Source organism: Streptomyces sp. NPDC043861, assembly GCF_056435905.1.
Window position 1 is genome coordinate 196,271 of the sequence record NZ_JBWKDP010000009.1, and the last position, 13,876, is coordinate 210,146.

Sequence of the window (13,876 nt, forward strand, 5' to 3'; positions counted from 1 at the left end):
GTACGCGCCCGCAGGCTTTACACAAACCGCGAACTCGAGGGGCGCACGTTGGCTTTCCAGATGCCGGACCGCGGCGGAGGCCCGACCGGGCCACGGATGAGAGTCGGTCGGCCGTCCCGGCGCGTCCGCACCCTGCTCATGACATTGGGCGTGCTGGCCGTCCTGACCATGGCCTTTGTCATGTTCGCCGGGTTCTGGACCGACTGGCTCTGGTACCGGTCGGTGAAGTACTCGTCGGTGTTCACCACCACCCTCTGGACCAAGATCGGGCTCTTCACGGTCTTCGGCCTGGTCATGGCCACCGCTGTCGGGCTGAACATCTGGCTGGCGCACCGGCTGCGTCCGCCGCTGAGCGCGATGTCGCTGGAGCAGCAGAGCCTCGACCGCTACCGGATGGGCATCGCTCCCTACAAGAAGTGGGTGCTCCTCGCGATCACCGCGCTCGTCGGCCTGATCGCCGGAGCGTCCGCGTCCTCCCAGTGGCGCACCTGGCTGATGTGGGTCAACGGCGTGCCGTTCGGCCAGAAGGACCCGCAGTTCCACATGGACGTGGCGTTCTACGCGTTCGATCTGCCCTGGTACCGCTTCATGCTCGGGTTCGGCTTCGCCGCCGCCGTCCTCTCGCTGATCGCCGCCGCGCTCACCCACTATCTGTACGGCGGACTGCGCATCACCAGCCCGGGTGCGCGGGCGACCGCAGCGGCCACCGGCCATCTCTCGGTGCTGCTCGGCTTCTTCGTCGCCCTCAAGGCCGTCGCCTACTGGCTGGACCGGTACGGCCTGGCGGTGAAGTCCAGTGACTTCAAGGCCACGGGCAACTGGACAGGTCTGAGGTACGTCGACGCCAACGCCTATCTGCCGGCGAAGACGATCCTCTTCTGCATCGCAGTCATCTGCGCCGTGTTGTTCTTCGCGACCCTGTGGCGCCGCACCTGGCAGCTGCCGGTGATCGGCTTCGGCCTGATGGTGCTGTCGGCGATCCTGATCGGCGGTCTGTACCCGGCCATCGTGCAGAAGTTCCAGGTCCAGCCCAACGAGCAGGCCAAGGAAGCTCCGTACATCCAGAAGAACATCGATGCCACCCGCAAGGCGTACGGCATCGACAGCACCAAGGCCGAGAACTACTCGGGCAAGGGCGATCCGAAGCGCAAGGCACAGCAGCGCGACCAGGCCGACTCGGCCGCCAGCTACCGGCTGGTCGACTCCAATGTCGTCTCGCCCGCGTTCCAGCAGCTCCAGCAGGAGCGGAAGTACTACCAGTTCCCCGCGACGCTGGACGTCGACCGGTACACCGGTCCGGACGGGAAGCCGCAGGACACGGTCATCGGTCTGCGCGAGCTCAACATCAAGGGCATCCCCAAGCGGAACTGGATCAACGACCACTTCACCTACACCCACGGCTACGGCGCGATCGCGGCCAAGGGCACCAACACGATCACGAACGAGGACCAGGGGACGGTCGGCTCGCCCGACTTCACCGAGTCCGGACTGCCGACGACCGGCCAGCTCGGCAAGTACGAGCAGCGGATCTACTACGGCGAGAAGACCGAGCAGTACTCGATCGTGGGCGGCCCTCAGAAGGAACTCGACTACGAGAAGAACGGTGAGGAGACCACCAGCTACAAGGGCAAGAGCGGGGTCAACCTCTCCAACGCGTTCAACCGCGCCGCCTACGCGGTCGCGTTCAGTGAGCCGCAGATCCTCTACTCCGGAGCGATCGGCGAGGGCTCGCGGATCCTCTACAACCGCACGCCGAAGGACCGTGTCGAGGCGGTGGCCCCCTGGCTCACCATCGACGGCGACGCCTATCCGGCCGTGGTCGACGGCCGGATCAAGTGGATCGTCGATGCGTACACGACGATGAACGGCTACCCCTACGCATCGCGTACGACCCTGGGGGACACCACGGCCGACTCGCTGACCGACAGCCAGCGTGCCGTCGTCGCACAGCAGAACCAGGTCAACTACATCCGCAACTCGGTGAAGGCGACCGTCGACGCGTACGACGGCGCGGTCGACCTGTACCAGTGGGACACCGAGGACCCGGTCCTCAAGACCTGGATGAAGGCCTTCCCGGGCACGGTGAAGCCGAAGAGCGACATCGCGCCGGACCTCAAGGCCCATCTCCGGTACCCGCAGGACATGTTCAAGGTCCAGCGCGAGCTGCTCACGCGGTACCACGTGACCGACCCCGAGCAGTTCTACAGCGGCAGCGACGCGTGGCAGGTGCCGGACGACCCGACGAACAAGGACGGCAGGACGGTCCCGCCGTACTACCTGAGCCTCAAGATGCCCGGCGACGACCAGCAGAGGTTCTCGCTGACGACGACGTTCACGCCGAGCGGACGGCCCAACCTGGGTGCGTTCATGGCGGTCGACGCCGATGCGACGAGCGACAAGTACGGCTCGATAAGGCTGTTGAGAGTGACCTCGACCGTCCAAGGTCCGCAGCAGGTGCAGTCCGAGCTGAACGGTGTGCCGGAGGTGGCGACGTTCGTCCGTGACCTCAGAGGTACGGATTCGGACATCGAGTACGGAAACCTGCTCACGGTTCCGCTGGACGGTGGGTTCCTCTACATCGAGCCGGTGTACGCACGCGGCGGCAGCGCGAACTATCCGCTGCTGAAGAAGGTGGCCGTGTCGTACGGCGGCAAGCCGGTCTTCAAGGACAGCCTGGCGGAGGCGCTGAACGCGGTCTTCGGCGTCGACGGCGCCGAGCAGCCGCCCACGACGCCACCACCACCGGGCGACACGACGAAGCCGCCGGCCACCGGTGACGCCGCGCTCAAGCAGGCCATTGCGGATGCGCAGAAGGCGTACGAGGAGGGCCAGGCCGCGCTCAAGAAGAACGACTGGGCGGCGTACGGCAGGGCCCAGGCGGACCTGCAGTCGGCGCTCGAGCGCGCGGCCGCGGCACAGCCGCAGCCGCAGGCCGACTGACCGGCCGGCTCCAAGGGGAGGCCCGGCGGCCGAAGGGCCGCCGGGCAGGACCCCACCACGCACCGTGGTACTGTTGCACCACAACGACGCGGGGTGGAGCAGCTCGGTAGCTCGCTGGGCTCATAACCCAGAGGTCGCAGGTTCAAATCCTGTCCCCGCTACTGAAGTCGAGGGCCCGGATCCATCAGGATCCGGGCCTTCTTCCTATGCGTTGGCAACAAGTGCGTGCCGAGGGGGACGAGTTGGCGTGAGGCGTGTTTGACTTGTCTCTCTGTGGGCATGTCGACAAAACGCTGAAGTGACCTCACTGGCTGCGGTATACCAGATGTACGCGGGTTGCAGGTGGTGCGACGATGGAATTTATGGGGGACAGGGCAACTCTGTTGGAGACAGGGCGGTTTGCGCAGCGGCGTTCCGGGACCGCGACGGATGCGGTCGGGATCGATGCCGGGGATGCGGCAGGCGCCCTGGGGCTCGCCGAGCCCTTTGACGCACTGACGTCCGCGGGGTCCGCCGCCCGTCCCGACGAACGCAGCACCGCCGCAGGCTCCGACGATCGCAGCACCGCCGCCGAACACGCCGGGTCCGTCGGCCCTGTCGACCACACGGAGCCCATCGAGCCCGTGGACGCCGCCGACACCGTGGAGTCTGCCGAGGCCGAGTGCGAGGCCAGGCACCGTCGAGCCGCCGACACCGGGGACATCGCGTCCATGAGCGTTCTCGGAGCGATGCTGCTGCGTCGCGGCGACTTCGACGGCGCGGAGTCGTATCTGCGTGCCGCGACCGCCGAGGGCGACCGCGCCGCCGCAAACAACCTGGGTGTTCTGCTCCATCAGCGCGGTTACGCCGACGAGGCCGCCGGCTGGTGGCGCATCGCCGCCGTCGCGGGCTCCGCCGCCGCTGCGCATGCCCTGGGCCGGCACTACCGCGAGCGGGGTGACGAGCCTGCCGCGGAGTACTGGCTGCGTCAGTCCGCCGAGCAGGGCCACGCCCTGGGCGCCTATGCACTGGCCGATCTGCTGGAGCATCGCAGCGAGCCCGGCGCCGAGCGCTGGCTCCGTGCTGCGGCGGAGCAGGGCCACCGGGAGGCCGCCTACCGGCTGGCGCGAGCGCTGGAGCGGGAGGCGCGGTCCGCCGGTGCCGCTCCGGGCCGGCCCGGAGCCATGGGGTTCGGCCCCGCCGCCGCGGAGACGTGCACCGGCACCTCCGGTCGCGAGATCGCCGCCGGCCGGCCCGCCGGGGACGGTTCCGCGGCGGACACCGCCGCGGACGCCGCCGCCGACGGCACAGCAGCGGGAGGGGTCCGGCGGGAGGCCGAGCAGTGGTACCGGCAGGCCGCCGCGCGGGGGCACCGGCGGGCGGCCCTGCAGCTCGGGGTCATCCTGGAGCGCCGCGGTGAGCTGAAGGAGGCCGGGCGCTGGTACCTCACGTCCGCCAAGGACGGCGAGGCACGAGCCGCGTGTGCACTGGGGTTCCTGCTCAGGGATGCCGGGGACGAGGAAAGTGCCGCGGTGTGGTGGCTGCGGGCCGCGCAGGACGGCGATGGCAACGCTGCCAATGCACTCGGTGCTCTGCACGCTGCACGCGGTGAGCAGCAGACTGCCGAGCGCTGGTACCGAGCGGCGATGGACGCGGGTGATGTCAACGGCGCGTACAACCTGGGTCTGCTCTGTGCGGCCCAGGACCGGACGCCCCAGGCGGAGCAGTGGTACCGGCGTGCCGCCTACGCCGGCCACCGAGAGGCGGCCAACGCGCTCGCGGTGCTGCTCCTCCAGGCCGGTGACACGGCCGGTGCCGAGCCGTGGTTCTCCAAGGCCGCCGAGGCGGGCAGCGTGGACGCCGCGTTCAACCTCGGCATCCTGTACGCCGGCCGGGACGATGACCGTGCGGCCCTGCGCTGGTACGAGCGTGCCGCTGCGGCCGGGCACACCGAGGCCGCACTCCAGGTCGGTATGGCCTGCCTGCGCGACGGCGAGGAGCGGGAGGCCGAGCGGCATCTGCGCTGTGCGGCCGGGAGCGGCAGCGCCGAGGCGGCGTTCCGGCTCGCGACCGTGCTCGACGCACGTCAGCCCCCGCCTGCGGGGCCGGCGCTGGGCGAGCCTGTGAACGAGAAGACCGAGTGCGAGGAGTGGTACGAGCGCGCTGCTCAGCAGGGCCACCGGCGTGCGCAGGTGCGGGTGGGCATGCTGGCTGCCGCGCGCGGTGATCTGACGGATGCGGCGCGGTGGTACCGGGAGGCGGCGGAGGCGGGCAGCCGCAACGGCGCGTTCAATCTCGGGCTGCTGCTCGCACGCGAGGGCAATGAGCGGGAGGCGGCGCTCTGGTGGGCCCGCGCGGCCCGGGCCGGGCACGGGCGGGCCGCGCTGCGGCTTGCGCTGCTTGCCGCGCGCCGGGGGGAGCTGACCGAGGGGCAGCGGTGGTGCGCACGTGCCGTCGAGCTGGGGCCGGCGGAGGTCGCCAAGAGGGCGGAAGCTCTGCGCCAGGCGCTCCACCAGGAACTCACGGCGTGACGCTGCCCGGCCGTAGCGCCTGGTCGGGCGCAGGCGGCACGGTGGGGCGAGTGTGCGCGTGACGAACAAGTGAGCGGTTATTGATTTGCTCTGGTCCGCACGGTGACGTACTGTTGGGTTCACCGACGCGGGGTGGAGCAGCTCGGTAGCTCGCTGGGCTCATAACCCAGAGGTCGCAGGTTCAAATCCTGTCCCCGCTACTGAAACCGGAGCCGGAGTCCTGAAGAGGACTCCGGCTCCGGTGTTTTTCGCTGTCCCGGTGCTGTTTCGCCGTTCGTTCGTATCGGATGCTTCCGTGGTGAACGCCGCATCGGTCCGTTCCGGACCCCGGGTGGCCGGGTCCGGCAGCCGTGTTCCTGTGCACGGAGCCGTGGGGTGCCTCGCCGGCGGGGCTGAACGTACGGGGCGGCGCGTATGGAACGGGGGCGTACGGAGCGCATATGGCCACGCCGTGTCCCTGTGCCTCGCCGGGTCGCATTGGAGACACCGGTCACGTACGGAGACACCGGTCCGTACGGAGAGCCCTCAGGCGCCGGTGCAGTGCGGGCAGATGCCCCTGTAGGTGACCTCGACGTCGGAGATCGTGAAGCCGAAGCGTTCGGTGTCCGGCAGGTCCGAGAGCGGATTGCCCGTCGGGTGCACATCGCGGATGGTGCCGCAGCGCGCACAGACCAGGTGCTGGTGGGGGCGGTGCGCATTCGGGTCGTACCGCTTGGCGCGGCCGTCCGTGGTGACCTCGAGGACCTCGCCCAGTGAGACGAGCTCACCCAGCGTGTTGTACACGGTCGCGCGGGAGATCTCCGGCAGTCGCTCGACGGCGCGCGCATGCACCTCGTCGGCGGTCAGGTGGACGTGGTCCCCGTCGAGAACCTCGGCCACGACACGCCGCTGTGCGGTCATCCGCCAGCCGCGTCCGCGCAGTCGTTGCAGCAGGTCACTCATACAAACCAGCCTAACAGCTGATTGAACCAGGTTCCGAACAGGTGTGAGTTTAGATCTCCACTTGACTTGGACTTTGTCCATTATAGGATCGGCATGACATTCGCCAAGGGATCGATGGCGCAGTACACGCAGGAGGCGTACGTGACCCAGGGGCCGCTCACCACAGAGGCCGGTGCACCGGTCGCCGACAACCGGAACAGCGAGACCGCGGGTGCCGGCGGTCCGGTTCTCGTTCAGGACCAGTTGCTGCTCGAGAAGCTCGCGCACTTCAACCGGGAGCGCATCCCGGAGCGTGTCGTCCATGCGCGCGGTGCCGGGGCCTACGGCACGTTCACGGTGACCGCGGACGTCACCGGGTACACCCGCGCGACGTTTCTCTCCGAGGTCGGCAAGCAGACCGAGACCTTCCTCCGCTTCTCCACCGTCGCGGGCAACCTCGGTGCCGCCGATGCGGTCCGCGACCCACGCGGCTTTGCGCTGAAGTTCTACACCGAGGAGGGCAATTACGACCTCGTCGGCAACAACACCCCGGTGTTCTTCATCAAAGACGCCATCAAGTTCCCCGACTTCATCCACACGCAGAAGCGCGACCCTTACACGGGCTCCCAGGAGGCGGACAACGTCTGGGACTTCTGGGGGCTGAGCCCGGAGTCGACGCACCAGGTGACCTGGCTCTTCGGCGACCGTGGCATTCCCGCCTCGTACCGCCACATGAACGGCTACGGCTCGCACACGTTCCAGTGGAACAACGAGGCGGGCGAGGTCTTCTGGGTCAAGTACCACTTCAAGACGGACCAGGGCATCAGGACCCTCACCACGGACGAGGCCAACCGCCTCTCGGGTGTCGACCCCGACAGCCACCAGCGCGATCTGCGCGAGGCCATCGAGCGCGGCGACTTCCCGACCTGGACCGTGCAGGTGCAGATCATGCCGGCGGCCGAGGCGGCGGACTACCGCTTCAACCCGTTCGACCTCACCAAGGTGTGGCCGCACGAGGACTACCCGCCGATCGAGATCGGCAAGCTGGAGCTCAACCGCAACCCGGAGAACATCTTCGCGGAGGTCGAGCAGTCGATCTTCAGTCCCGCGCACTTCGTGCCGGGTATCGGTCCCTCTCCGGACAAGATGCTCCAGGGCCGTCTCTTCGCGTACGGCGACGCCCACCGCTACCGCGTCGGCATCAACGCCGATCACCTGCCGGTGAACCGTCCGCACGCCACCGAGGCGCGCACCAACTCCCGTGACGGCTTCCTGTACGACGGGCGCCACAAGGGTGCCAAGAACTACGAGCCGAACAGCTTCGGCGGGCCCTTCCAGACGGACAGGGCGCTGTGGCAGCCGACCGCCGTGTCCGGCGGTACGGGCAACCATGTCGCCCCGGTGCACGCCGAGGACGACGACTTCGTCCAGGCGGGCAACCTCTACCGGTTGATGTCCGAGGACGAGAAGGGCCGTCTGATCGAGAACCTGGCGGGCTTCATCGCCAAGGTCTCGCGTGACGACATCGCCGAGCGTGCGATCGACAACTTCCGTCGGGCAGACGGAGACTTCGGCAAGCGGCTGGAGGCCGCGGTCCAGGTCCTGCGCGGCTGATACTCCAGCACTGGACCGCTTGTCGCGGTGAGAGGGCCGGCACCCAAGGGGTTCCGGCCCTCTCGTATGCGCGTCGCCCGCCTACCCTGCGACCGTGGTCGCCGCCGCGCGGTGACGGGTCGGTGTCCAGCAGCGGATGATGTCGCGTACGGAGACGATGCCGACAGGTCCGGCGCCGTCGAGCACGATGAGATGGCGGAAGCCACCATGCGTCATGGCCTCGGCTGCCTCCTCCAGCGTCCAGGAAGGCGCCGCGAAGACGACGTCGGTGGTGGTGTGGATGCCGGCGGTTTCATGGTCGGGGTCCTGGCCGGCGGCGAGCGAGTTCAGTATGTCGCGCTCGGTGAGGATGCCGAGACCACTGGTGTCGGGGTCGAGGACGACGGCCGCGCCGACGTGGCGTGCGGCCATCAGCCGGGCGGCCTGCCGGATGGTGTGTGCCGGGCCGATGGTGAGGACCACCGTGCTCATGGCGTCACGGACGAGCATGGATGGAGCCACCTCCTTGGTGAACCGTTCAACGAGAACTGATTCACAAGTTCACAAGTGGGGGGACTCTCAGAGTCGCAGTGATTCGCGAAGTCAACAAGGGGGAGTGCGCAGCCCATCGGGGGCGCCCGGGGCGTACAGGTCAATAGCGCTGGTTGAGATAGCCGAGCAGTTCCTCGTGCAGCAGCCCGTTCGACGCGGCCGCATTGCCGCTGTGCGGTCCGGGGGTGCCGTCCAGGCCGGTGAAGGTGCCGCCCGCCTCCTGGACGACGATCGCGGTCGCCGCCATGTCCCAGAGGGACAGCTCCGGCTCGGCGCAGATGTCCACCGAACCCTCGGCGACCATCATGTACGGCCAGAAGTCGCCGTATGCACGTGTGCGCCAGACCTCGCGGGTCAGATCCAGGAAGCCGTCGAGCCGGCCCCGTTCCTCCCAGCCGCTCAGCGAGGAGTACGCGAAGGAGGCGTCGGAGAGCTCCGAGACCTTGGAAACGCTCAGTCGGGTCGCCGACGACAGACTGCGGCCGGTGTACGCACCGGCACCCTTGGCAGCCCACCAGCGGCGGCCCAGCGCCGGTGCCGAGACCACGCCGACGACCGGCTGGTAGCCACCCTCGCCGGCCTCCATGAGGGAGATCAGCGTCGCCCACACCGGCACGCCACGGACGTAGTTCTTCGTGCCGTCGATCGGGTCGATGACCCAGCGCCGCGGACCGGTGCCCTCGATGCCGTACTCCTCGCCGAGGATCGCGTCCCGAGGTCTGGCGCGCTGGAGCTGGGACCGGATCAGCTCCTCGGCCGCTTTGTCCGCTTCGCTCACCGGGGTCATGTCCGGCTTGGTCTCGACCTTGAGGTCGAGCGCCTTGAACCGGTCCATCGTCGCCGCGTCGGCGGCGTCCGCGAGGACATGGGCGAGACGCAGATCATCGTGATAGTCGGCCATGGTCGAAACTCTATCGCCGGGTGGGGCGGGCGATTTCCCGGCCACCGGGGTCGGTGGCCGGCCCCTGATGAGGAACCGGCCGGTCCGCAGGGCCTCTTGACAGCGAGTGGCCGTCCGTCAACTCTGAGCACAGAGCCGCAAAGGGGGCCGGGAGGCCCGCCCAGGAGGCGACGATGCCCACTGCGCGAGAAGCACTTCTGAACGCCGCTCTCACCGCACTCGCAGGCCTGCCCTGGTCCGGGGTCCGGATGATCGATGTCGCCTCCACGGCCGGGGTGTCACGGCAGACCCTCTACAACGAGTTCGGCAGCAAGGACGGTCTCGCCCGCGCACTCGTGCGACGGGAGGCCGACGCATACCTCCACGGCGTGGACCGACTGCTCGGGGACCGCGCAGCGGCCTGCGCCGAGCGGCTGGTGTCGGTCGCCGAGTGGACGGTGGGCGAGGCGCGGGCGAGGCCGCTCCTGCGTGCCCTGCTCACCGGCTGCTGGGGCGAGCGGCTGCCGGTCCCGCGTGCCGCGCGCCCCGGCCCCGGGTCCGGGGTGCCCGCGCAGCGGCGCGCGGACGCCGGACATCCCGCGCCCGCCGATCTGGCGGCCGCGGTGCGGGACCGCTCGGTCGCCGCGTTCGAGCAGAGTGCCAGAAGCCGTACCAAGGAAGAGGCGGCCGACCTCGCACATCGCTGCGAGCTCGCCGTACGGCTTGCGCTCTCGTGTCTCGTCGCGCCGCCGTCCGAAGGGGTTGCCCAGCTGGTCCGCAGTGCCGTCAGTGGCTCGAGCCCGAGAGCTGCAGGCCGATGACCCCGGCGACCACCAGAGAGATCGAGACGATCTTCAGGACCGAGGCGATTTCGTCGAGGAAGATCATCCCGTAGATCGCGGTGCCGGCGGCGCCGATCCCCGTCCACACCGCGTACGCGGGACCGACGTCGAGCTTCCGCAGCGAGAGCGTGAGCAGGCCGAAGCTGCCCAGGGCGAAGACGGCGAAGGCGATGGTGGGCCAGAGGCGCGTAAACCCGTGCGACAGCTTCAGGCAGACCGCGAACCCCGTCTCCAGGAGCCCTGCGACCACTACGAGCAGCCACGCCATCGTGAGTGCCTCCCGCGTCGGTGACTGCTTCGTCTCACTTGGTGCGAGTATGCACTTACCAGTCGTGGTCGTCGGCAAACGTCCACGGTCCGGTTGGCTGGCGCGTCGTCCGGCCGGGCCCTCTCGGCCGCGGGCCGCCAGTCCTGTGTCAGTCGCCTTCGTGACGTTCGCGCGTGGCCAGCAGCCGCCGCAGTGAGTAGAGACGCGCCGGGTCGGCGTTTCCCTGGGCCACCCAGTCGTCGAGTGCGCAGTCCTGCTCGTCGTGCGAGCAGGCCCGAGGGCAGGTCTCCGTGCCCGGCACCAGGTCGGGGAAGGCGAGAATGACCCGCGACGGATCGACGTGGTGGAGCCCGAAGGACCGCACACCAGGGGTGTCGATCACCCAGCCCCCGGCGCCCGCGAGCGGTAGTGCGAGTGCCGATGTCGTGGTGTGCCGGCCGCGGCCCGTGACCGCGTTGACATGGCCCGTGTTACGACGGCGGTCTTCCGGGACCAAGGCGTTGACCAGCGTGGTCTTGCCGACTCCCGAGTGCCCGACGAAGGCGGTGATGCGGCCGCCGATGTGCTCGCGCACGCGGTCCGCCGCGTCACCCCCGTACAGCTCCTCGCGCGATGTCACGACATGGGGGATGTCCAGCGCGCCGTACAGCTCCAGCAGTTTCTCGGGCGGGGCGAGATCCGACTTGGTCAGCACCAGCAGAGGCTCCAGCCCGCCGTCGTACGCGGCGACCAGACAGCGGTCGATCAGCCGGGGCCGCGGTTCGGGATCGGCGAGTGCCGTCACAATGGCCAGCTGGTCGGCGTTCGCGACGACGACGCGCTCGTAGGGATCGTCGTCGTCGGCCGTGCGCCGCAGCACGGAGGAGCGCTTCCCGATGCGGACGATGCGGGCGAGCGTGTCCTTCTTCCCGGACAGGTCGCCGACCAACTCGACCCGGTCACCGACCACGGCCGCCTTGCGGCCCAGTTCGCGGGCCTTCATCGCCAGCACGGGACGGTCGTCCACCAGGCAGGTGAGCCTGCCGCGGTCGACGGTCAGGACCATGCCCTCCGCCGCGTCCTCGTGCTTGGGGCGGATGGAGGTACGGGGACGGTTGCCCTTGGGGTTGGGGCGCTGGCGGATGTCGTCCTCGTCCGTGTGCTTGCCGTAGCGGCGCATCTCCTGCGTCCCCGCTCAGTTGCCCGCGAGCATGTCGGTCCACATCCTCGGGAAGTCGGGAAGGGTTTTGGCGGTCGTCGCCACGTTCTCGATCTCCACACCTTCGACGGCGAGACCGATGATCGATCCGGCCGTGGCCATCCGGTGGTCGTCGTAGGTGTGGAACACACCGCCGTTCAGCGGGCGCGGCCGGATGTGCAGACCGTCCTCGGTCTCGGTCACATCGCCGCCCAGCTCGTTGATCTCCTTGGTGAGCGCGGCGAGCCGGTCGGTCTCGTGGAGGCGCAGATGCGCGACCCCGCGCAGGGTCGAGGGCGAGTCGGCGAGGGCGGCGACCGCGGCGATGCCCGGAGTCAGCTCACCGACCTCACCGAGGTCGACGTCGATGCCATGGATCCGGCCGGTGCCCGTGAAGGTCAGCCCGGAGTCGGTGAGCTCGCAGGAACCGCCCATCGCGGTGAAGATCTCCCGCAGTGCGTCACCGGGCTGGGTGGTGTGCTCGGGCCAGTCGGGAACGGTGACCCGGCCACCCGTCACCAGCGCCGCCGCCAGGAACGGCTGGGCGTTGGACAGGTCGGGCTCGACGGTCAGATCGCGGCCGAGCAGAGCGCCGGAACGCACCCGCCACATGTTCGGCTCGCCGCCGGTCTCCGGCTCGTCGACCTGTGCCCCGACCGTACGGAGCATGTCGACGGTCATCCGGATGTGCGGCAGCGACGGCAGCCGGGAGCCCACATGCCGAACCTCCACACCCTGGTTGAAGCGGGGGGCGGAGAGCAGCAGGGCGGACACGAACTGGGAGGACGACGAGGCGTCGATCTCGACCCGGCCGCCGTCCAGCGCTCCGCCGCCGTGCACGGTCATGGGCAGTGCGCCGCGCCCGTCGTCGTCGATCCGGGCACCCAGTGCACGAAGACCGTTGATCACGCCGCCGAGCGGACGCTCGTACGAGCGGGGGTCGCCGTCGAAGCGGACGGGACCGTCGGCGAGGGCGGCGACCGGCGGCAGGAAGCGCATCACCGTACCGGCGTTGCCGACATCGACCGTGGCGGGACCGTGCAGCCCGGCCGGGATGATCCGCCAGGCCTCACCGCTGTCGGGGCCACCGGTGGCGGTGGAGCTGGAGGAGACCTGCTCCTCGATGCCCACGCCCATGGCCCGCAGCGCCTCGGCCATCAACAGGGTGTCGCGGGAGCGCAGCGGGCGGCGCAGCCAGCCCGGCTCGGCGGCCAGTGCGGCGAGGACCAGTCCGCGGTTGGTGACCGACTTGGAACCGGGCACGACGACCGTCGCGTCGACGGGTCCGCTCGCATGCGGGGCGGGCCAGGGGTCGGGGTGCACGGGGCTGTCGGTCATGGCCATCACTTTAGTGGGCCGGGAGCACCCCGGCTGTTCCCCGGTCCCGCGCGGACCGGAGCGCTCCGCGGCCGGTCAGGGCCGAGGAGCGGGGTGAGCCGCAGCCCCGGCCCGGCTGCGGCGGGTCACAGACCGAGCAGCCAGCGGCCGCCGCCGATCAGGGAGCACAGGGACACGGCGTGGAAGAGGAAGAGCCACATCGCGGGCGGTACATGGGTCAGCCGCGCCAGCTGGTCGGCGTCCGAGTCGGGCGCCCCGCCGTGGCGCCGCTTCGCCTGGAGCTCGAAGGCCGGCCGCACACCGCCGAGCAGCAGGAACCACACGGCGGCATAGGCGAAGCCGGCCTGCACCGCCGGACCGGTGAACCAGGAGACGAGAAGGAAGGCAGCGCCGGTGAGGATCACGGTGAGCGCCCCGTACGCGTTGCGGATCATCACCAGCATGGCGATCAGCAGCGCGGTCGCCACCCAGAGCAGCAGCGTGATGCGATGCGCGGCGAGCAGCCACGCCCCGCCGAGGCCGAGCAGGGGCGGGGCGGTGTAGCCCGCGGCCGCCGTGAGGATCATGCCGAGACCGGTCGGCTTGCCACGGCTGACGGTGAGGCCGCTGGTGTCGGAGTGGAGGCGGATGCCGTCGAGGCGACGGCCGGTGACCAGAGCCATCAGGCCGTGCCCGCCCTCGTGGGCGATGGTGATCGCATTGCGGGACAGCCGCCAGAGCAGCTGCGGGACGACCGCGACGAGGGCGAGCGCGGCCGTTGCTATGACCAGCCACTGGTCGGGTGCCGGCTGGGTGCCGAGAACTTCGGTGGTGGCCATTTCCGGGGTGGCTCCTCGGGAGGGTCGGGGTCGTGGC

11 protein-coding genes and 2 tRNA genes are annotated in these 13,876 nt (G+C 69.6%); 6 read left to right on the top strand and 7 right to left on the bottom strand.

The annotated features are described in order from the left end of the window. Positions 1-60: 60 nt before the first annotated feature. The 4 genes from AC068D_RS21790 (at position 61) to AC068D_RS21805 (ending at position 5,650) form a co-directional block, all read left to right on the top strand. Positions 61-2,940 (top strand): UPF0182 family membrane protein, encoded by a 2,880-nt coding sequence (locus AC068D_RS21790; RefSeq protein ID WP_478824801.1) that lies wholly within the window; start codon positions 61-63, stop codon positions 2,938-2,940. An 87-nt stretch (positions 2,941-3,027) separates the two neighbouring features. Further along, positions 3,028-3,101: transfer RNA gene (locus AC068D_RS21795), tRNA-Met, on the top strand. Positions 3,102-3,293: 192 nt separating this feature from the next. Further along, entirely contained in the window at positions 3,294-5,450 is a 2,157-nt protein-coding gene (locus tag AC068D_RS21800) for a tetratricopeptide repeat protein (protein ID WP_478824684.1), read from the top strand. A 126-nt stretch (positions 5,451-5,576) separates the two neighbouring features. Further along, positions 5,577-5,650 (top strand) — tRNA-Met (locus AC068D_RS21805). A 325-nt stretch (positions 5,651-5,975) separates the two neighbouring features. Here the strand turns inward: AC068D_RS21805 and AC068D_RS21810 are convergent. Next, entirely contained in the window at positions 5,976-6,392 is a 417-nt protein-coding gene (locus AC068D_RS21810; protein WP_478824685.1) for a Fur family transcriptional regulator, read from the bottom strand. 114 nt (positions 6,393-6,506) lie between these two features. On the opposite strand from AC068D_RS21810, the gene AC068D_RS21815 reads away from it, so the two are divergent. Continuing rightward, on the top strand, positions 6,507-7,985 hold the full coding sequence (locus AC068D_RS21815) for a catalase (protein WP_478824802.1): 1,479 nt from the start codon (positions 6,507-6,509) through the stop codon (positions 7,983-7,985). 81 nt (positions 7,986-8,066) lie between these two features. Here the strand turns inward: AC068D_RS21815 and AC068D_RS21820 are convergent, their stop codons facing one another. Both AC068D_RS21820 and hisN read right to left on the bottom strand, forming a co-directional pair. Then, positions 8,067-8,474: a CBS domain-containing protein gene (locus tag AC068D_RS21820; protein WP_478824686.1), complete on the bottom strand. Its 408-nt coding sequence runs from the start codon at positions 8,472-8,474 to the stop codon at positions 8,067-8,069. Between the two features lie 142 nt (positions 8,475-8,616). Then, positions 8,617-9,417, bottom strand: a complete 801-nt coding sequence (gene hisN / locus AC068D_RS21825; protein ID WP_478824687.1) for a histidinol-phosphatase — start codon at positions 9,415-9,417, stop codon at positions 8,617-8,619. A 173-nt stretch (positions 9,418-9,590) separates the two neighbouring features. On the opposite strand from hisN, the gene AC068D_RS21830 reads away from it, so the two are divergent. Continuing rightward, the gene (locus tag AC068D_RS21830) at positions 9,591-10,217 is read left to right on the top strand and encodes a TetR/AcrR family transcriptional regulator (protein ID WP_478824688.1); all 627 of its coding nucleotides are present in this window, start codon (positions 9,591-9,593) and stop codon (positions 10,215-10,217) included. On the opposite strand, the gene AC068D_RS21835 is transcribed toward AC068D_RS21830, so the two are convergent. The 4 genes from AC068D_RS21835 to AC068D_RS21850 form a co-directional block, all read right to left on the bottom strand. After that, a complete protein-coding gene (locus AC068D_RS21835; protein WP_478824689.1) occupies positions 10,183-10,506 on the bottom strand; it encodes a DMT family transporter in 324 nt (107 codons plus the stop codon). The genes AC068D_RS21830 and AC068D_RS21835 overlap by 35 nt on opposite strands. A gap of 148 nt (positions 10,507-10,654) precedes the next feature. Beyond that, entirely contained in the window at positions 10,655-11,665 is a 1,011-nt protein-coding gene (gene rsgA / locus AC068D_RS21840) for a ribosome small subunit-dependent GTPase A (RefSeq protein ID WP_478824690.1), read from the bottom strand. A gap of 15 nt (positions 11,666-11,680) precedes the next feature. After that, positions 11,681-13,021: a 3-phosphoshikimate 1-carboxyvinyltransferase gene (aroA, locus tag AC068D_RS21845; protein WP_478824691.1), complete on the bottom strand. Its 1,341-nt coding sequence runs from the start codon at positions 13,019-13,021 to the stop codon at positions 11,681-11,683. 125 nt (positions 13,022-13,146) lie between these two features. Next, positions 13,147-13,839 carry a M50 family metallopeptidase gene (locus AC068D_RS21850; protein WP_478824692.1) on the bottom strand — a complete coding sequence of 231 codons (693 nt, stop codon included), beginning with the start codon at positions 13,837-13,839 and terminating at the stop codon, positions 13,147-13,149. Positions 13,840-13,876: the final 37 nt, after the last annotated feature.

Bases quoted from the DNA above. Each gene is read 5' to 3' on its own strand.
- AC068D_RS21810 (WP_478824685.1), bottom strand. From the start codon at position 6,392: ATGAGTGACCTGCTGCAACGACTGCGCGGACGCGGCTGGCGGATGACC.
- AC068D_RS21835 (WP_478824689.1), bottom strand. From the start codon at position 10,506: ATGGCGTGGCTGCTCGTAGTGGTCGCAGGGCTCCTGGAGACGGGGTTC.
- AC068D_RS21800 (WP_478824684.1), top strand. From the start codon at position 3,294: ATGGAATTTATGGGGGACAGGGCAACTCTGTTGGAGACAGGGCGGTTT.
- AC068D_RS21790 (WP_478824801.1), top strand. From the start codon at position 61: ATGCCGGACCGCGGCGGAGGCCCGACCGGGCCACGGATGAGAGTCGGT.
- rsgA (WP_478824690.1), bottom strand. From the start codon at position 11,665: ATGCGCCGCTACGGCAAGCACACGGACGAGGACGACATCCGCCAGCGC.
- AC068D_RS21815 (WP_478824802.1), top strand. From the start codon at position 6,507: ATGGCGCAGTACACGCAGGAGGCGTACGTGACCCAGGGGCCGCTCACC.
- AC068D_RS21820 (WP_478824686.1), bottom strand. From the start codon at position 8,474: ATGCTCGTCCGTGACGCCATGAGCACGGTGGTCCTCACCATCGGCCCG.
- hisN (WP_478824687.1), bottom strand. From the start codon at position 9,417: ATGGCCGACTATCACGATGATCTGCGTCTCGCCCATGTCCTCGCGGAC.
- AC068D_RS21850 (WP_478824692.1), bottom strand. From the start codon at position 13,839: ATGGCCACCACCGAAGTTCTCGGCACCCAGCCGGCACCCGACCAGTGG.
- AC068D_RS21830 (WP_478824688.1), top strand. From the start codon at position 9,591: ATGCCCACTGCGCGAGAAGCACTTCTGAACGCCGCTCTCACCGCACTC.
- aroA (WP_478824691.1), bottom strand. From the start codon at position 13,021: ATGACCGACAGCCCCGTGCACCCCGACCCCTGGCCCGCCCCGCATGCG.